Genomic DNA, 21,738 nt, shown 5'->3' on the forward strand with positions numbered 1-21,738 from the left:
CAGATTATGAGTATTACCACACCAGCAAATTCTTTCAATGGTTCAGAAATAGCAATTATCGGCTTATCAGGGCGTTTTCCTGAAGCTAAAAATATTGATGAATTTTGGGATAATCTCCAAAATGGAAGGGAATCAATTTCTTTTTTTACTGACGAAGAATTATTATCAATAGGTATAAGTTCATCTCTATTAAACGACCCTAACTATGTCAAAGCACAAGCTATATTAGAAGACGCAGAGTTATTTGACGCAGAGTTTTTTGGCTTCAATCCCAGAGAAGCAGAAATTACAGACCCACAACACCGAATTTTTCTAGAGTGTGCTTGGTCAGCTTTGGAAAATGCTGGATATGATTCCCAAAATTATCAAGGCGCTATTGGTGTTTATGCTGGCTCTGGTCTGAATACCTATTTACTTAATATTTATTTAAATCCAAATATTATCAACTCTATCGATCCTCAGCAACTCGTTCTTGCAGGTAATAAAGATTTTTTAACCACTCGTGTTTCTTACAAACTCAACTTAGAGGGGCCAAGTTACGCAGTACAAACTGCTTGCTCGACTTCATTAGTTGCCGTCCACTTGGCTTGTCAAAGCTTACTCAATGGCGAATGCGATATCGCCTTAGCTGGTGGTGTTGCGATCAATGCATCCAGAAAAGACGGATACATGTACGCAGAAGGGGGGATATTATCTGCTGACGGACACTGCCGTGCTTTTGATGCTAAGGCACAGGGATCTGTGGGCGGTGAGGGTGTGGGCATTGTAGTGTTGAAGCGATTAGAAGATGCTTTGAGCGATCGCGACACAATTCATGCCATCATCAAAGGTTCGGCTATTAATAATGATGGTTCATTAAAAGTCAGCTATACAGCACCCCGCATCGATACCCAAGCAAAAGTAATTAGAACAGCCCAAATAGTAGCCGAAGTTGAACCGGAAACTATCACTTACATTGAAACTCATGGTACAGGAACAGCTTTAGGAGATCCCATTGAAATTGCTGCCCTGACACAAGCTTTTCGCGCTAGCACGCAAAATAAAGGATTCTGTGCCATTGGTTCCGTCAAAACCAACATTGGACATTTGGATACTGCGGCTGGTGTGACGGGATTAATCAAAACCGTTCTAGCCCTCAAGCATAAACAAATACCCCCAAGCTTACACTTTGAGCAGCCCAATCCCGAAATTGATTTTGCCAATAGTCCTTTCTACGTCAATACCACACTTTCAGAATGGCAGACAAATGGCATCCCCCGGCGTGCGGGAGTTAGTTCCTTTGGACTAGGGGGAACCAATGTACATGTGATTCTCGAAGAAGCGCCGATTGTGGAGCAGAGGAGCAGGGGAGCAGAGGAGCAGGGGGGCACAGGAGCGGGGGGGCAAGCGAGAGAATATCAATTGTTGGTTCTTTCTGCTAAAACAGAATCGGCGTTGGAAATGGCTACAACAAATCTTGCTAATTATTTGCGAGAATGTCCCGATTTAAACCTCGCTGATGTGGCTTATACGTTGCAGGTTGGGCGGAGAACTTTCGACTATCGGCGTGCAGTTGTCTGCCGAGATATTCAAGATGCCATCAACGCACTTCAAGAACCAAAGCGAGTTTTTACCAATACTCAGAAAACTCAAGAACGCCCTGTGGCCTTTATGTTTTCGGGGCTGGGAACTCACTACGTTGATATGGCTGTTGAACTGTACCAAACTGAGCCAACATTTCGCGCTTGTGTTGACCAATGCTGTGAATTTCTCAAACCGCATCTTGGTTTAGATTTGCGAGATGTGTTGTATCCCAATCGCAACAGCGAGAATATCAAGCAAAATACTTTCTCTGCTGGGCTAGATTTACGAAAAATGTTAGGTCGAGGAACCGAACAAGTAGATGTAGCCGCTCAAAAACTCAATCAAACTTTTCTCACCCAACCTGCTATCTTCGTCATTGAATACGCTTTAGCTCAGTTATTTATATCGTGGGGAATTCGTCCAACGGCAATGATTGGCTACAGTATCGGTGAATATGTAGCGGCTACTTTAGCGGAGGTTTTATCTGTTGAAGATGCTTTGACTTTGGTAGCTAAAAGAGCGCAAATGATTCAAGAGTTACCAAGCGGGGCAATGCTGGCAGTTGGGCTTTCCGAGTCAGAAATTCAACCTCTATTGAGCGATCGCATTTCCATATCTGCAATCAACGGATCTTCGTTATGTGTGGTTGCAGGTTTCCCGGATGCTGTTGCAGAATTGGAACGACAATTGAGCGCACGAGGTTTAGTTGGTAAGCGCTTGCAGACTTCTCATGCTTTTCATTCTGTAATGATGGAAGCGATCGCACCGACTTTTCACAATTTAGTTAACACATTCAGCCTCAAACCCCCGAAAATTCCCTATTTATCTAACGTCACGGGAACTTGGATTACAGCAGACCAAGCAACAGACCCCAGTTATTGGGTGCAGCACCTTTGCCAAGCAGTACGCTTTGCAGATGGTATACAACATTTATGGCAAAAAGACAATCCCATTTTACTGGAAGTTGGCCCCGGTCAAGCATTGAGTAGTTTCGCGCTGCAATGTCTGAAAAATGACGATACCAAGCCAGTGATGTTGCCCTCCCTGCGGCATTCCTACGAGCAACAGTCAGATGTCGCCTTTTTAATGAATACATTGGGTCGCTTGTGGTTAGCAGGGGTAAAAGTAGATTGGTCTGATTTTTATGCCCGCGAACAACGCCAGCGTATCCCCTTACCGACGTATCCTTTTGAACGCCAGCGTTACTGGATTGATGCCAATCCTGAAGCTAATTTGGCCGCACTATCTCAAAAAACATTAGACAAAAAAGCAAATATTGCCGACTGGTTTTACGTTCCCTCTTGGAAACGCTCTCCACACATCGCATCAAAATCAGCACAAAAATTATGTTGGTTAGTATTTATTGATACTGTCTCTATAGGTTCGCAAGTCACCAAAAAACTGGAATTAGAAGGGCACGATGTCATTACCGTGAGGGTTGGAGAGCAGTTTAGCAAGTTAGGCGATCGCTCTTATGTAATTAATCCCCAAGCTAAATGTGACTATGATACCTTGCTCAAAGAACTACGGGATTTTCAACTAAATGCGATCGCTCATTTTTGGAGTCTCAACCCTAATCCCCAGGCAGAATCACCCCATCAGTTCTTTGAAGAATGCCAAAATCACGGTTTTTATAGTCTACTTTTCTTGGCGCAGGCATTAGGAAAACAAGAAGTTAGCGATGTCCAAATTTTGGTAGTAACTAACAACATCCAAGAAGTCAACGGCGATGAAAATTTATGCCCTCAAAAGGCAACTGTCATGGGAATCTGTAAGGTGATTCCCCAAGAGTACCCCAATATCACTTGTCGTCACGTTGATGTAGTCATTCCTTCAGGGATACCCCAAAAAAATCAACTCGTAGACCAACTAGTAACAGAACTCACTCAAACAGCATCTGAGAATATAGTTGCTTACCGTGGTAAACATCGTTGGGTGCAAACTTTTGAACCAATGCAACTTGAGGAACCAAATCGAGAAACAATTCCGATCAAAGAAGGTGGAGTATATTTAATTACTGGTGGCTTGGGAGATGTTGGTTTAGTGTTGGCTGAATATCTCGCCCAAACAGCGCGTGTCAAGCTAATTCTTACAGGGCGTTCCGTGCCTGCAAAACAAGAATGGTCGCAATGGCTAGCGACTCACGATCAAAACGACAACATCAGTCGCAAAATCAAAAAAGTGCAAGCGTTAGAAAGATTGGGTGCTGAAGTTTTGATTTGCCGCGCCGATGTTGGCAATCTCGAACAAATGCAAGCAGTAATAACTCAAGCATCAAATTGCTTTGGCGAGATTCATGGTGTCATTCATGCTGCAACTGTGAGAGTGTACAACTCTGTTCAACAGATAAGTAAAACGGAGTGTGAAACTCAATTACACTCCACAGGCTATGGATTATTGGTATTAGAAAAAATACTACAGGGAAAACAGCTTGATTTTTGCATAATTATATCGTCATTAGCATCTGTTTTAGGCGTACTGGGTATGGCTGCCTATCCAGCAGCACACGTATTCGCGGATGCTTTTGTACGCAAACACAATCAAACAAGTCTTATTCCTTGGTTGAGCATTAATTATGGGGATTGGATTACTCAAGAATCCTCGGAATCAGCGATATTAAAAGGCGCAGATTCTGTGATGACGCGCCAAGAAGGTGTGGAAGTTTTTAAACGTGCCTTATGTGCAAGTCAGTTAACTCAGATAGTCACATCAACTGTAGACTTGCAAACTAGCATCAACAGATGGATTCAACTGGAATTTCGGCAAAATTCTCAACTTATAGCAAAAACCAGTGCTGCTTCAGCTTATTTAAGACCTAATTTAGATAATACTTATGTTGCTCCGAGAAGTGAAGTAGAGCAAGCGATCGCCAATATCTGGCAAGAACTCCTTGGCATTAAGGAAGTAGGCATCCACGATAGCTTTTTTGAGTTGGGTGGTGACTCTGTACTTGGCATTCAAGTCAGTGCTAGAGCTGCTAAGGCAGGTTTTCGGTTAACTCCTCAGCAATTATTTGAACATCAGACAATTGCCAAACTAGCAGAAGTGGTAAGCACAACCCAAGTAGTTCAAGCCGAACAAGGTTTAGTAACTGGTTCATTGCCCTTGACACCAATTCAGCACAGGTTTTTTGAACGGAATATATCAGAACCGCACCACTGGAACCAATCGATTTTTTTAGAAGCCGCAGCAGCTATCGATCCAGCTGTGTTGAAACAAGCATGGCAGCAATTATTATTACATCATGATGCTTTGCGCTTGCGGTTCAAACCTTCTGAATCTGGCTGGCAAGCAGTGAATGCTGGGTATGAAGAGATACCATTTACACATATAGATTTATCAGCATTGTCAGCAGATGCTCAAGAACTGGCAATCAAGAAAACTACTACTCAACTACAAGCTAGCCTCAATCTGTCAGCAGGGCCGATTATCCGGGTGGCGCTTTTTAACTTGGGTGCAAGTAAATCTAGCCGCTTGCTAATTATCGTCCATCACTTAGGAATAGATCCCGGTTCTTGGCGAGTCTTGGTAGAGGATCTGCAAACAGCTTATCAGCAAATTCGCCAGGGTCAAGCAATTGAACTGCCGCCAAAAACAACTTCTTACAAACAATGGGCTTTGCGGCTAGAGGAATATGCTAAGGAGACAAATTTAGAGAAAGCCCAAAATTATTGGTTGAGCGATCGCTACAAGCAAGTTTCTCTACCAAGAGATTATTCTGGTAACATCAATAATGTCGCATCAGAGCAAATTGTTTCAGTAACGCTGAGTACTCAAGATACTCAAGCTCTGCTTCAAGAAGTTCCAGCAACTTATCGAACTAATACACAAGAAGTTCTACTGACTGCTTTTGTACAAGCTTTTGCTGAATGGACAGGTGAAAATTCACTTCTAGTTGACCTCGAAGAAAATGGGCGGGAAGTCAGTACTAGTGGTATAGATAATGTTGATATATCGAGAACTGTAGGTTGGATTACTACTACCTATCCCGTACTTTTAGATTTGCAGAAATCTGACAATCCCGGCGATGCATTGAAAGTTGTTAAGGAGCAACTGCGTAGCATTTCTGGTCAGGGTATTGATTATGGAGTGCTACGTTATCTAAACAAAGATGCAGCAGTTCGAGAAAAAATGCGAGTGCTTCCTTCAGCAGAAGTAATGTTCCTTTATGTTGGTCAACTTGCTAAAAGTTTACCTCAAAATTCTTTATTCCAATTGAGCGAATCATCACCAGAAGCAGCCAGCAGTCTGCAAGCAACTCGTCCTCATAAGTTACATCTAATTGCGTCAGTTGTCGAAGGTCAATTGCAACTGGATTGGTGCTACAGCAGGAATATCCATCGACTAGAGACAATAGAAAAATTATCAGCTAATTTTGTCAAATCCCTCAAAGCGATCGTCACCTATTCTCAATCTTTGGAAACTGTAGAGTACACCCCTTCAGACTTCACAGCAGCAAATATAAATCAAGATAATTTGAGTAAGTTGCTGGCTCAAGTTGGTCAATTAGGTAGGAGTAATTCTTAATGAAACAAAATAATATTGAAGATATATATGAACTTTCTCCCATGCAGCAGGGTATGCTTTTTCACAAGCTGGCTGCACCTAATTCGGTGGTATATTTCGAGCAGGTTTGCTTCACTTTGCAAACTCAGTTAAATGTTATCGCCTTCCAGAAAGCTTGGCAGCGAGTTGTAGACCGCCATCCAATTTTGCGTACATCCTTTTATTGGGACAATCTTGATAAACCTTATCAAGTCGTTCATCAGCAAGTAGACTTACCTTGGGAATTTCAAGACTGGCGACAATTATCTTTCTCTGAGCAACAAAAGCAACTCCAAGTATTCTTAAAAACAGATGGCGATCGCGGCTTTGAACTTTCTCAAGCTCCTTTAATTCGCCTAACATTAATTCAAGTAACTGATGACACTTATGAATTTGTTTTCAGCTTTCATCACATATTAATGGAAGGATGGTCTGTAAACTGGTTATGGAAGGAATTTTATGAATTTTATTATGCTTTTTGCCAAGGACAAGATTTACATTTAGAGCGTCCACGCCCCTATAGAGAATATATTGCTTGGTTACAGCAGCAAGACTTGGATAAAGCAGAAACTTTTTGGCAGCAGAAACTTAAAGGTTTTAGATTACCAACACCAATAATTACAGGTAATACTTCTGCTAACTTTGATGAGCTAAAAGCAGATTATCAACGGCAAGAAGTCTTGCTGTCGGCAAATTTAACAACAGCCTTAAAATCCTTGGCTCGAAAATATCAACTAACCTTAAATATCGTAATCAAAGGAGCTTGGGCTTTACTTTTAAGTCGTTATAGCCAAGAGTCAGATATAGTTTTTGGATCTACATCCTCAGGGCGACCGACGGCGCTAGCAGATGCAGAGTCGATGGTTGGACTCTTTATCAACACACTGCCTTTAAGAGTACAAGTCGATAGTAACGCTTTGCTTACACCTTGGCTAAAAAATCTGCAAGCCCAAGAAGTTGAGATGCGTGAGTATGAATATAGCCCGTTGCTAAAAATTCAGCAATGGAGTGAGATACCTCGTGGTTTACAACTATTTGATAGTATTTTAGTTTTTGATAATGAATTAGTAGATTACAATCAAGAAACGCTGGCTGAAAATATCGGAATTGTTCAGTCTCAGTTATTAGGCGAATCTCAATCATTTTTTGACTGGACAAACTATCCTCTTACCGTGGGGGTAGTGCCTAAATCTGATTTATTGAATCTATCTATTTCATACGATATTCGTCGCTTTGATAGTGATAGTATTAACCGGATGCTAAGGCATTTAGAAACCTTACTAGAAGGTTTTGTTGCCAACCCCGAACGCAAACTTCGGGAATTGCCGATGCTGACTGCCAAAGAAAGTTATCAAATACTGCAAGAATGGAATAATACAAAAGTTGAGTATTCTGACGATAAATGTATCCATGAATTATTCTTAGAGCAGGTAGAAAAAACACCTAATGCTATAGCAATTATTTTTGAAGATAAACAACTAACTTATCAGGAACTGAATATAAAAGCTAACCAATTGGCACATCAGTTGCAATTCCTAGGAGTGAAACCAGAAGTTTTAGTAGGACTTTGCACGCAGCGCTCAATTGAGACGATCGTCGGGTTATTAGCTATTCTTAAAGCTGGGGGAGCCTACGTACCCATCGATCCAACTTATCCGCAGCAGCGATTGTCAATGGTGCTAAATGATGCTCAAATAACTGTATTACTCACGCAACAGCATCTCCTGGCAAAGTTACCAGCACATACAGCGAAAGTTATCTGCCTAGACGAGGATATTCATTGGCAATCAGCAATCCCACAAAACCCTGTAAATCAAACTAGCCCAGGAAATCTAGCTTATGTAATTTATACATCAGGTTCTACTGGTACGCCTAAAGGTGTCACAATCCAACATCAATCTTTGGTAAACTTTGTTCAAGCAGCGATCGCAGAGTACAAAATACAATCGCAAGACCGGATTTTGCAATTTGCTTCTATTAGCTTTGATGCTGCTTGTGAAGAAATTTTTCCTTGTTTGCTGTGCGGTGCGACATTGGTATTGCGAACCGATAATATGCTGACTTCCATACCAGCTTTTGTGGAAAAATGCCAACAGCATTGCATATCGGTTTTGGATCTACCTACTGCTTTTTGGCATCAACTAACTTCAGAACTGGCAACATCAGCATTAAAGTTACCACAATCGCTGCGTCTAGCAATTATTGGTGGCGAAAAAGCCTTGCCAGACAAAGTTAATACTTGGCGACAGCAAGCACCACACATACGTTTGATTAATACCTACGGGCCAACAGAAACTACAGTCGTGGCGACAGTTTGCGACTTGGCAACGGTAGAAAAAGAAGTACCGATTGGACGAGCGATCGCCAACATGCAAACCTATGTATTAGATCCTGATTTACAACCAGTTCCCATTGGCGTTTGGGGCGAATTGTACATTGGCGGAATTGGCGTAGCTAGAGGCTATCTGCACCAGCCAGAACTAACACAGCAAAAGTTTATAGCAAATCCTTTCAGCAACACAGATACTCGTCTTTACAAAACAGGCGATCGGGTACGCTACCGCAGCGATGGTCTACTTGAATTCAATGGTCGTATTGATAACCAAGTAAAAATTAGGGGCTTCCGTGTTGAGATCGGGGAAATAGAAGCAGTCATCAACGAACATCCAGCTGTTCTGGAAGCTACAGTGATTTCGAGGAAAGATGTGTCAGATAATGAGCAGTTAGTGGCTTATGTAGTTGCTAATACTGATATTGTAAAAAGACAGCCTTCAGCAGTTGATTTAAACACTCAACAAGCCTCGCAGTGGCAAGCAGTCTTTGATACCCTCTACAACGAGTTAGACTCAGAGCAACAGTCGGGTTTTTATATTAAAGGTTGGGAAAGTAGCTATACGGGTTTACATCTTCCCGATCGAGAAGTACGTGAGTGGATGGCTCAAACAGTTGAGCGGATTTCAACTTTACAACCAACCAAAGTACTGGAAATTGGTTGTGGCGGTAGCGGTCTAATGCTCTTACGCTTTGCTCCTCATTGTATACAATACTGTGCAACTGACATTTCGCAAAACGCTCTCAACATTCTCCAGCAACAATTGAGTAACTTAGAGCAAGATTTGTCAGGAGTGAATTTCATTCAGAAAGCAGCAGATGACTTCACTGGGATGAGTCCAGATACTTTCGATGCTGTATTCATAGTCTCAGTAGCCCAATATTTTCCCAGTGTTGACTATTTATTAAAAGTTTTGGAAGGTGCTGTAAATGTAGTAGAGCCTGGAGGCTTTATATTTTTAGGAGATGTTCGCAATTTTAATTTGTTAGAAGCTTTTCATACATCTGTTCAACTACATAAAGCACCAGACTCTCTTTCTCTAGCAAATTTACAGCAACAAGTGCAAAAGCAAATATTTGCAGAGAAACAGTTAGTTCTCGATCCAGCCTTTTTCATCGCTTTAAAACAGCATTTGCCCAAGATTAGTCATGTGGAAATTCATCTGGAACGCGGACATTTTCATAATGAATTGACTAAATTTCGCTACGATGTGATTATCCATGTCGGAGATGAAGTTTATCCTACAGTAGATATCTCATGGTTAGATTGGCAACAAGCTAAGTTGACACTGCCATCTATTCGCCAATTACTTATAGAGACTGAGCCAGATATTTTAGGAATTACTAATGTACCTAATGCTCGTGTCTTAGGAGATGTTAAAGCTGTGGAATTGCTCAAAAACTCTGAAGGTTTAGCAAATGTTGGAGAGCTACGCCAAGCTCTCCAGGAGATAGTTACAATCGGGGTAGATCCTGAAGAACTATGGGCTTTGAGTGAAGAATTACCTTATATCGTGGATATTAGTTGGTTCGATGATAGTATCGATGGTCAATACCAAGTAGTATTTAAAAAGCGCACTGTAGCATCACAAATGAAGCCAATAGTGGTGGCTCCTCCTAGCACTGGAAAAACAATTAGCTCTCAAACTTGGAGTGATTTTGTTAATACTCCATTACAGCAGATGTCTAATACTCAGGTTGTGTCCCTATTACGGCAGCATTTAGAGACAAAGCTACCGCACTACATGATGCCATCAGCGTTTGTGATGCTAGATGCACTTCCTCTCACACCTAATGGTAAAGTCGATCGCCAAGCATTACCAGCACCTGATACAACAAGACCTCAATTAGAAACCGCTTATCAACCACCCCAAACCGGGGTAGAAAAAACTATTGCTAGTATCTGGCAAGAAATACTAAATATTGGGGATGTGGGAATTCATGACAATTTCTTTGAACTTGGCGGTCATTCATTGCTCTTAATTCAAGTTCATAGCAAGTTACAAAAAGTATTTCAGCGAGATTTTAGCTTAATTGATATGTTTGAATATCCGACTATAAGTCACTTAGCTAAATATTTTAGTCAGGAATCAAGCGAAGAAACATCTTTTTTACCACATTCTTACCCCCAGGAGAGTAGAACAGCTTCGGTACAGCGACGCAAACAAGTTAGGAAAGAGCATCGAGCAGCAACAAAGCAAAAAGATGTTTAGTTTTAATCAGGCGATCGCAGACAGGAAGAAGAACTATTTTTCACAAAAACAGTAGAACCTTCTTCCTTCAAGAATGAAGTAAAAAAACTTATTTTAACAAACACAATATGACATCAAGCAGTCAAGAAATGCTCAACAAAAATTACCTTTTTGAATCAGAACAAGCATTACATGATGATGTAGAAGGGCAAGTAATGCAAATGTTTGCTTCAGGCGATCGGGTAAACTCTCTTGAAAAAAAAATAGACGAAATAACAGAGCGGATTTCTCAAGATTTTTTAAGCAGTATAGATTCTAATACCAACATTGATTTAGACTTTATACTAGAAAATTTTTCTGATAGTAAAATTCCCGTTCAGCCTACTAACTTTGAAAGCTATCTCAAGTACATAGATAACAATGTAGTTGCTCATTCAATACATACATCTTCGCCGCGATTTATCGGTCACATGACCTCGGCACTTCCTAGTTTTGTTCGCCCTTTAGCCAAACTCATGACGGCAATGAATCAAAATGCCGTCAAAATAGAGACAGCTAAAGCCCTCAGCTTTTGCGAACGTGAAGCTTTGGCTATGTTGCATCGACAGATTTATAATTTTTCTGACAGTTTCTACACTCAACATATTCAAAATAACCTCAGTACGCTAGGAATCTTAGTTTCTGGCGGGACAGTGGCAAATATTACAGCACTTTGGTGTGCGCGAAATGCTGCATTAGGGCCAAAAGATGGATTTCTTGGTGTAGAAAAAGAAGGTTTAGCAGCTGCTTTAGATTTCTATGGCTATAAAGGAGCAGTAATTATTGGCTCTGATTTGATGCATTACTCTTTTGATAAAGCTGCCGATTTGATGGGTATTGGTATCCATAGTTTAATCAGAATTCCTACCGATGGAAATAATCGGGTTAACTTGCAATTGCTGCGCCAAACTGTTATGGACTGTTGTCAGCAAAACTTACTAATTATTGCAATTATCGGGGTTGCTGGCACGACAGATTCCGGCGGAGTTGATTCTCTTAAAGAGATTGCAGAGATTGCACAACAAGCCAATACTCATTTTCACGTAGATGCTGCTTGGGGCGGACCATTAATTTTTTCAGAACAATATCGCTATAAGCTTGCTGGTATAGAAAAAGCTGATTCAGTTACTATTGATGGCCATAAACAACTATATCTACCTATGGGCATTGGTATGGTCTTTTTCCGCGACCCATATCTAGCTTCTTCAATCGAAAAACAGGCTAGTTATACCATGCGTAAGGGTTCGTTTGATTTAGGAAAACGTGCTTTAGAAGGTTCTCGACCAGCCATGGCTTTATTGTTACATGCTGGGTTAAAGCTAATTGGGCTTAAAGGATATGAGTTTTTAATTAATGAAGGAATCCGAAAAACTCAATACATGGCTGCTTGTATTTCAGAAATGCCTGAATTTGAATTGCTAGCAGAACCAGATACAAATCTCTTAATTTATCGCTATATTCCAGAGCAATTTAGAAGTCATGCTGCTAAAAGACAATTAACAAAAATAGATAATCAAGTTATTAATAAATTTAATGAATATTTACAGAAAACACAGCGGCAAATTGGCAATACTTTTATCTCCAGAACTGTCAAAAAAAATGTTAATTACGGTAATGAAATTCCTGTGGTGGCCATGCGTGCTGTGATTGCTAATCCTTTAACTACCGAAGAAGACATTAACGCTGTTTTAAAAGATCAAATACAGATTGCTGCCAAAATATCAATTTGAAACTTTTTAAATAATTCAAATCAGAGAAATGGATAACTTCAATACTTCTCTAAATTTCAATGAAGATGAAATAGCTATTATTGGGATGTCAGGACGTTTTCCTGGAGCAAAAAACGTCGATCTTTTTTGGCAAAATCTGCGAGACGGGATAGAATCAATATCTTTTTTCACTGATGAGGAAGTAGTATCTGCTGGTGTAAAACCAGCAATGATTAATGACCATAATTATGTGAAGGCCAGCGGTATATTAGATGATATAGATTTATTTGATGCTACATTTTTTGGCTTTTCTCCTAGAGAAGCCGAAATTACAGATCCACAACACCGTCTTTTTATGGAATGTGTTTGGCAAGCTTTGGAAAATGCTGGTTATAACTCTGAAACTTATAGTGGCTCAATTAGTCTTTTTGCGGGTGTTGCTTTAAGTACATATTTGCTTGCCAATTTATATCCTCATCGTGATTTGATGGAATCAGAGGACAGTATTACTATTGGAAATGAGAAAGATTTTTTACCAACACAAATTTCTTACAAATTAAACTTAAAAGGGCCGAGTATCAATGTCCAGACTGCCTGCTCTACATCATTAGTTGCCGTTCATCTTGCTTGCCAAAGTTTAATGAATGGTGAAAGTGATATCGCTTTAGCAGGAGGTGTTTCTGTTGTAGTACCGCAAAAACTTGGTTATCGCTATCAACAAGGAGGAATTCATTCTCCTGATGGTCATTGTCGAGCTTTTGATGCTCAAGCCAAAGGAACTAACGGTGGCAATGGTTTGGGTGTAGTAGTTTTAAAAAGATTGGAAGATGCCCTTGCTGATGGTGATTTAATTCATGCTGTAATCAAAAGTTCAGCTGTTAATAATGATGGTTTTTTAAAAGTTGGATATACCGCTCCTAGTGTTGAAGGTCAAAGAGAAGTAATTTTAGAAGCTTTAGCTTTAGCTGGAGTTGAACCTGAGACTATTACTTATGTAGAAGCACACGGTACAGGAACTATTTTAGGAGATCCAATTGAAATCAAGGCTCTCACACAAGCTTTTAGTGCTAGCACGAATAAAAAAGGATATTGTGCGCTGGGTTCGGTAAAAACTAACATCGGGCATTTGAACACAGCAGCAGGCGTAACAGGCTTAATCAAAACAGTTTTAGCATTAAAACATCAACTTATACCTCCAAGCCTGCACTTTCAACAACCCAACCCAGAAATCGACTTCGCCAACAGCCCATTTTACGTCAACAGCAAACTCACACCTTGGCAAACCAACGGCACACCACGCCGCGCAGGCGTGAGTTCATTTGGCATTGGCGGGACTAACGCCCACGTCATCTTAGAACAAGCACCAGCAATTGAGCCTTCGAGTCCCTCGCGGACTTGGCAATTATTACTCCTGTCAGCCAAAACCAGCACCGCACTAGAAACTGCCACCATCAATTTAGCAACACACCTCAAGCAAAATCCAGACATTAACCTCGCAGATGTCGCTCATACTCTCCAAGTCGGTAGGAGAGCATTTGACCATCGTCGCCTAGTAGTTTGCCACGAGCTTGAAGATGCAGTCAAAGCCCTAACAGAGATTGAATCACAACGAATTTTGACTAATCATCGTCAACCAAGTCACTGTCCAGTCATCTTCATGTTTTCCGGACAAGGAGCGCAATATGCGAACATGGCTAGGGAACTGTACGAACATGAACCCACTTTCACCAAACATGTAGATAATTGCGCTGTTGCTTTGCAACCGCACCTCGGTGTTGATATTCGTTCGCTACTTTATCCCAGTGCCGAAGATACTCTTGCTGCATCAGTGCAACTACAACAAACAGCTTTTACCCAAAGCGCGTTATTTGTCATCGAGTATGCCCTAGCTCAGTTATTCATGTCCTGGGGCATACAGCCACAAGCAATGATTGGTCATAGCATCGGGGAATATGTTGCAGCAACTATTGCAGGTGTCTTTTCTTTAGAAGATGCCTTGATGATTGTGGCAAAACGAGGACAACTGATGCAACAGTTACCTTCAGGAAGTATGCTAGCAATTCCCCTGCCAGCAAATGAAGTAGAGTTGCTGTTAAAGGAAAACTTAGAAATCGCGGTGATTAATAGTCCTTCTTCATGTGTTGTTTCTGGCACAAAACAAGCTGTTGCAGCCTTAGAAAATCAATTAATTTCTCAAGGTATTGAATGTCGGCTGTTGCATACATCTCATGCGTTTCATTCACAGATGATGCAGCCAATCTTAGAGGAGTTTGTCGAGATAGTTAAACAAGTTAAGCTGCATCCACCAAGTATTGGTTTTATTTCTAATGTTACTGGTAGGTGGATTGAAGCTGCACAAGCGACAAATCCTGATTATTGGGGTCAACATTTGCGTCAAACTGTGAGATTTTCTGAAGGGATATCTCAATTGATACGGCAGTTTGAGGGTGTGTTTCTGGAGGTAGGGCCGGGAAGGACTTTAAGTACTTTAACAAAACAGCATTTGTCTTCAAACGCTAAACAACAGGTGCTGAGTTCGTTACGCCATGTTAAAGATGAACAATCTGATGTGCAGTTTTTATTGCAGACGTTAGGTCGGTTGTGGCTTTGTGGTGTGGAAATTGATTGGTCGGGGTTTTATGCTTACGAGCAACGTCATCGTTTGCCTTTGCCTACTTATCCTTTTGAGCGCCAACGATTCTGGATTGAGTCTAAGAATCCTGGACAAGATAGCGATGTCTACGACGGGCTACGCCTACGCACTTCAATTTCACTAGATAAAAAGCCTGATATAGCTGACTGGTTTTATATTCCTTTTTGGAAGCCTTCTTTACTTCCAATACAACCCGACCATCCAGAATTGGTATCTCCAAAAACCTGCACTTTGGTGTTTATCAATGAGTATGGTTTGGGTATCAAATTGCTAAAACAATTAGAAAAACAAAATCAAGATATAGTTACAGTAAAAATTGGCGATCGCTTTATTAGAGAAAATGAGTTTAAATATACAATTAATCCTCAAAATCATCATGATTATGATGTATTATTCCAGGAGTTGGCCGCAAAAACTAAGTTACCCAAAACAATTATTCATTTATGGAATGTCGCACCTATTATTGAACAAGAATTAGAAATTGCAGAAATAGAAAAAGCTCAAACAACAGGATTTTATAGCCTGCTATTTATTGCCCAAATTTTGGGAAAACAAGAGACTCTAGATGAAGTAAAAATCACAGTTATTTCTAACAACTTACAGTCGGTTACAGGAACTGAAGTGCTTTGTCCAGAAAAAGCAACTTTGCTCGGAACAATTAAAGTTATATCTCAAGAATATTCAAATATTAATTGTCGTAATATCGATGTTATCCTTCCTCCTAGCGGAAGTTGGCAAGAACAACAACTTATAGAAAAATTACTAGCAGAATTGACCGTTGCTGATTCCCAAAAGCTGATTGCTTATCGAGGCTTAAATCGTTGGGTGCAAACTTTTGAGCCAGTGCGATTCGATAAAACTAACCTAGAAAAGCCTCGACTCAGAGAGAAAGGAGTCTATTTAATTACAGGTGGACTCGGAGGTGTTGGATTTGTTTTAGCAGCATACTTGGCTAGAACTGTGCAAGCAAAACTACTGTTGCTAGGACGTTCTCCTTTACCTCAACGAGACGAGTGGGAAAAATGGCTATCTACTCATGATGAGACTGACAGTATTAACCGCAAAATTCGTCAAGTTCAAGAACTCGAAGACTTAGGTGCAGAAGTTTTGGTGGTGAGTGCTGATGTCAGCAACATAGAACAAATGCAAAGTGCGATCGCGCAAGCCGAACAACAGTTTGGTCAAATTAACGGTGTTATCCACGCCGCTGGAATTACTCAAGGGAAATCTTTTGAAGCAATTGAAAAAATAAGTCGCAGCAATTGCGAGCAGCAATTTCAACCAAAAGTATACGGACTTTTAGTATTGAACAAAGTCTTGCAAAACAAGAAGCTCGATTTTTGCTTTTTACTCTCTTCTTTGTCTTCTATTTTAGGAGGATTAGGTCATGTTGCTTACTCAGCAGCCAATAATTTTATGGATGCTTTTGTACACCAACATAATCAAAGTCATCCTATCTCATGGAGCAGCATAATTTGGGATGGTTGGCAACTTAATCAAGCTAACGAACAAAGTATATCTCTGGATGCACCGCGTGAGTTGGCGATTGATACAGAAGAAGGAATAAAAGCTTTTCAAATAATCTTAAATTTTAGTAACATTAATAACATTGTTATTTCTACGGCAGATATTCAAGCTAGAATCAAACAATGGATTCAGTTAGAATCATTACAAGAAACAGAGACTCAACAAGCAAATTTATTACTACATTCTAGACCTGAGTTACAGAATCCGTATGTTGCTCCTAGAAATGAAATTGAGCAAAATCTGGCGAATATCTGGCAAGAGTTGCTGGGAATAAAAAATATAGGACTATATGACAACTTCTTTGAATTAGGAGGAGATTCACTCTTAATAATTCAGGTTCGTAGTAAAATTCTCAAAATATTAAACAAAAATTTATCAGTTGCCGAACTATTTGAATATTCAACCATAAGTACCTTGGCTGAATATATCAGCGATCAAAAAATTGCAGAACCAATATTTCAACAAGCTGATGAACGCGCCAGCAAAAAAGAAGCGGCTATGCAGGAAAAACGACAATTAATGAAGCAAAGGAGAAAAATAGATGTCTGATCTACAAATGGACAATTCTATTAAAGGCATAGCCGTAATCAGTATAGTTGGTCGTTTTCCAAAAGCCAAAAATGTTGATGAATTTTGGGAAAACTTGTGCAAAGGACAAGAGTCAATTTCTTTTTTCAGCGATGAAGAATTAAAAGCTTCGGGTGTAGATCCGGCATGGCTGAGTAACCCGCAGTATGTCAAAGCTGGTGCGAATATATCAGATATTGAGATGTTTGACGCAGCTTTCTTCGATTTTTCGCCAAGAGAAGCTGAAGTCATTGACCCCCAGCACCGTATTCTTCTGGAGTGTGCTTGGTCAGCATTGGAAAAAGCTGGTTACGAACCTGGATCGAGCAAAAGTTTGACTGGTGTTTATTTGGGAACCAATATGAGTAATTACTTTATGAGTAATTTGAGTTCCCACCCTGACCTGAGCGAATTGACTGATTTAATTGCATATGGCAACAGTCAAGACTTTGCTGCCACAAGAGTTTCATATAAATTGAACTTGAAGGGGCCAAGCATCAATATTCAAACTTCCTGTTCTACATCGTTAGTTGCTGTTCACTCAGCTTGCCAAGGATTGCTAAACTACGAGTGCGATTTGGCTTTGGCAGGTGGTGTTTCTATAGAATCTCTGCAAAAACAAGGTTATTTCTATCAAGAAGGGGATATAACTTCTCCTGATGGTCACTGTCGTGCTTTTGATGCTCAAGCACAAGGAACTGTTTTCGGGGATGGAATAGGTCTTGTTGTCCTCAAGAGATTAGAAGATGCTTTGGCTGAAGGTGACTATATTCATGCAGTCATCAAAGGTTCAGCCATTAATAACGATGGTGCGGCTAAGGTCGGTTATACGGCTCCTAGTGTGAGCGGTCAAGCTGAGGTAATTGCCGAGGCTCAAGCGATCGCAGGCGTTGCTCCCGAAACCATCACTTATATTGAGGCTCACGGAACTGGTACAGCCTTGGGAGACCCCATTGAAATTAGTGCTTTGAAAAAAGCGTTTGCAGCCCGCACCAAACAAAAAGGATATTGTGCGCTGGGTTCGGTAAAGACAAATATTGGGCATTTGAACACAGCAGCAGGCGTAACAGGCTTAATCAAAACAGTCTTGGCATTAAAACATCAACTCATACCTCCAAGCCTGCACTTTCAACAACCCAACCCAGAAATCGACTTCACCAACAGCCCATTTTACGTCAACAGCAAACTCTCACCTTGGCAAACCAACGGCACACCACGCCGCGCAGGCGTGAGTTCATTTGGCATTGGCGGGACTAACGCCCACGTCATCTTAGAACAAGCACCAGCAATTGAGCCTTCGAGTCCCTCGCGGACTTGGCAATTATTACTCCTGTCAGCCAAAACCAGCACCGCACTAGAAACTGCCACCATCAATTTAGCAACACACCTCAAGCAAAATCCAGACATTAACCTCGCAGATGTCGCTCATACTCTCCAAGTCGGTAGGAGAGCATTTGACCATCGTCGCCTAGTAGTTTGCCACGAGCTTGAAGATGCAGTCAAAGCCCTAACAGAGATTGAATCACAACGAATTTTGACTAATCATCGTCAACCAAGTCACTGTCCAGTCATCTTCATGTTTTCCGGACAAGGAGCGCAATATGCGAACATGGCTAGGGAACTGTACGAACATGAACCCACTTTCACCAAACATGTAGATAATTGCGCTGTTGCTTTGCAACCGCACCTCGGTGTTGATATTCGTTCGCTACTTTATCCCAGTGCCGAAGATACTCTTGCTGCATCAGTGCAACTACAACAAACAGCTTTTACCCAAAGCGCGTTATTTGTCATCGAGTATGCCCTAGCTCAGTTATTCATGTCCTGGGGCATACAGCCACAAGCAATGATTGGTCATAGCATCGGGGAATATGTTGCAGCAACTATTGCAGGTGTCTTTTCTTTAGAAGATGCCTTGATGATTGTGGCAAAACGAGGACAACTGATGCAACAGTTACCTTCAGGAAGTATGCTAGCAATTCCCCTGCCAGCAAATGAAGTAGAGTTGCTGTTAAAGGAAAACTTAGAAATCGCGGTGATTAATAGTCCTTCTTCATGTGTTGTTTCTGGCACAAAACAAGCTGTTGCAGCCTTAGAAAATCAATTAATTTCTCAAGGTATTGAATGTCGGCTGTTGCATACATCTCATGCGTTTCATTCACAGATGATGCAGCCAATCTTAGAGGAGTTTGTCGAGATAGTTAAACAAGTTAAGCTGCATCCACCAAGTATTGGTTTTATTTCTAATGTTACTGGTAGGTGGATTGAAGCTGCACAAGCGACAAATCCTGATTATTGGGGTCAACATTTGCGTCAAACTGTGAGATTTTCTGAAGGGATATCTCAATTGATACGGCAGTTTGAGGGTGTGTTTCTGGAGGTAGGGCCGGGAAGGACTTTAAGTACTTTAACAAAACAGCATTTGTCTTCAAACGCTAAACAACAGGTGCTGAGTTCGTTACGCCATGTTAAAGATGAACAATCTGATGTGCAGTTTTTATTGCAGACGTTAGGTCGGTTGTGGCTTTGTGGTGTGGAAATTGATTGGTCGGGGTTTTATGCTTACGAGCAACGTCATCGTTTGCCTTTGCCTACTTATCCTTTTGAGCGACAACGATTCTGGATTGATGCTAAATCTCTATCGCCTTCTTTAAATACTAAATCAGCAAGTTTGGATAAGAAACAAGATATTGCTGACTGGTTTTACGTTCCTTCATGGAAACGCTCTTTGCTGCCAAATTCATTCTCTTCTCAAATAGAATCTACACAGGAAGAATGGCTATTTTTTATTGATGAGTTAGGAATCGGTGAAAAATTAATTAATGTACTGAAACAAAAGCAAAATATTATTACAGTCAAGTGTGCAGAACAATTTAGTAAAGTTACTGATGGCGTTTATACAATTAATCAATACAGATGCGAAGATTATGATACTTTGTTTCATGAATTAATTTCAATTGGGAGAGGTCTCCAGAATATTGCTTATTTATGGAGCGTTAATAAAGTTGAAATAAATCAATCAAAAAAATATTTAGAATTCAATAGTCTGCTGTTTTTAACACAAAGTATATCTAAATTGAAAATTAGCGATCGCTTACAATTTTGGGTGATATCGAACAACATTCAACAGGTAAATGGTAATGAAAAACTAGACCCACAAAAAGCAGCAATATTAGGTTTATGTAAGGTAATCCCTCAAGAGTATCCTAATATTACTTGTCGGTGTATTGATGTTGATTTAACAAACCGCAGAGAGAAGTTGCGTGCGGGGGTTCCCCCCGTTGAGCAAACTTCGGTGGACGCAGAAAAAAGAGAAGGAGATTATGACAGTATTATTGTTGACCAACTCTCAAATGAGTTAACTGTTGTATCTTTAGACTTGGTTGTTGCTTATCGCGATCGCTATCGTTGGGTACAAACTTTTGAGCCAATTTACTTAGAGTCAATAGTAGAAGAAAAAACGCCATTAAGAAAACAGGGTGTTTATCTGTTTCCCGGAGGGTTAGAAGATATTGAAGTTGCGATCGCGCAATATTTAGCAAAAACTTTCCCAGCCAAACTCATATTTATCGAGGATGCAAATTTTCCAGAAAATGATGATTTTTGGCAATGGCTGGAAACTCACAATCAACAAAATGAAACGAGCCGCAAAATTGAACAATTGCTGGAATTAGAGAAGTTAGGTGCTAAAGTTTTAGTCATCCGTGTAGACACAAATAATGATGAAAAAATTTATCAAGGCTTTTCGTTAGAAAATATTGGTCAAATTAATGGGGTTATTTATTCGACTGGAATTAAACGCGAACATTTATTTTGCTCAATTTCTGAAATTAAGTCAATAGAATCAGAAAATGTATTGAACTTCCAGCATCATCAAATTATTCTCTTAGAACAAGTATTACAAAAACAAAAATTAGATTTTTGTATTGTCTTCTCTTCTTTATCTTCCATTTTAGGAGGATTCGGCTTAGGCTTATATTCGGCAGCTAATTGTTTTTTAGATACCTTTACTAATCGACACAACCAAAATAATTCTTTGCCGTGGTATATTATTAACTGGGATAAATTAGAGATAGAAGTTAACCAAAATCAACAAACAACCGAGTCAAAATTAGCTATTAATTCCAGAGAAGCTGTAGAAGTATTTAAACGAATATTTGCTTTAGAGCAAGGAAGTCAGATCGTTATTTCTACAGTAGATATCAATAACAGAAATCATCATATATTTAATCCCGACTTTCTAGCAAATTCAAAATCTCTTAATTGCTCAGATTCATCTTCGCGCTATTCCAGACCTCAGCTGAGTAACGCTTATGTTACGCCAACAAATGAGTTGGAACAACAAATTACGGAGATTTGGCAAGAGGTACTTGGAGTTACAGGAGTTGGTATTTTCGATAATTTCTATGAGTTAGGAGGAGACTCCCTAATTGCAACTCAGCTAGTTTCTCGATTGCGAACAAAGTTTCCTGTAGACTTACCACTACGCGACCTGTTATTACAAGCAATGATACCAGCTAAACAAGCAGAAATGATTGAGGAACTTATGTTAGCAAAAATTGAAGAATTGTCAGAAGAAGAAGTAGCGGTTATTTTAAATAATTCATAATTA

General features: G+C 40.2%; 5 protein-coding genes. All 5 read left to right on the forward strand.

Translation table 11 applies throughout. From position 1 onward, the window contains the following. Nucleotides 1-6: 6 nt before the first annotated feature. The 5 genes from I8752_RS01645 to I8752_RS01665 all read left to right on the forward strand — a co-directional run bounded on the left by I8752_RS01645 (nucleotide 7) and on the right by I8752_RS01665 (nucleotide 21,735). Nucleotides 7-6,090, forward strand: coding sequence for a type I polyketide synthase (locus I8752_RS01645; RefSeq protein ID WP_214430587.1), 6,084 nt, complete (start codon nucleotides 7-9; stop codon nucleotides 6,088-6,090). After that, nucleotides 6,090-10,652: a non-ribosomal peptide synthetase gene (locus I8752_RS01650; protein WP_214430588.1), complete on the forward strand. Its 4,563-nt coding sequence runs from the start codon at nucleotides 6,090-6,092 to the stop codon at nucleotides 10,650-10,652. Before I8752_RS01645 ends, I8752_RS01650 begins: the two co-directional genes overlap by 1 nt. A 107-nt stretch (nucleotides 10,653-10,759) precedes the next feature. Continuing rightward, nucleotides 10,760-12,400 (forward strand): pyridoxal-dependent aspartate 1-decarboxylase PanP, encoded by a 1,641-nt coding sequence (panP, locus tag I8752_RS01655; protein ID WP_214430589.1) that lies wholly within the window; start codon nucleotides 10,760-10,762, stop codon nucleotides 12,398-12,400. Nucleotides 12,401-12,428: 28 nt separating this feature from the next. After that, nucleotides 12,429-17,108, forward strand: a complete 4,680-nt coding sequence (locus I8752_RS01660; protein ID WP_214430590.1) for a type I polyketide synthase — start codon at nucleotides 12,429-12,431, stop codon at nucleotides 17,106-17,108. Next, entirely contained in the window at nucleotides 17,101-21,735 is a 4,635-nt protein-coding gene (locus tag I8752_RS01665; protein WP_214430591.1) for a type I polyketide synthase, read from the forward strand. Before I8752_RS01660 ends, I8752_RS01665 begins: the two co-directional genes overlap by 8 nt. Nucleotides 21,736-21,738: the final 3 nt, after the last annotated feature.

The sequence above is a fragment of the Dendronalium phyllosphericum CENA369 genome, assembly GCF_016056275.1.
GTDB lineage: Bacteria > Cyanobacteriota > Cyanobacteriia > Cyanobacteriales > Nostocaceae > Dendronalium > Dendronalium phyllosphericum.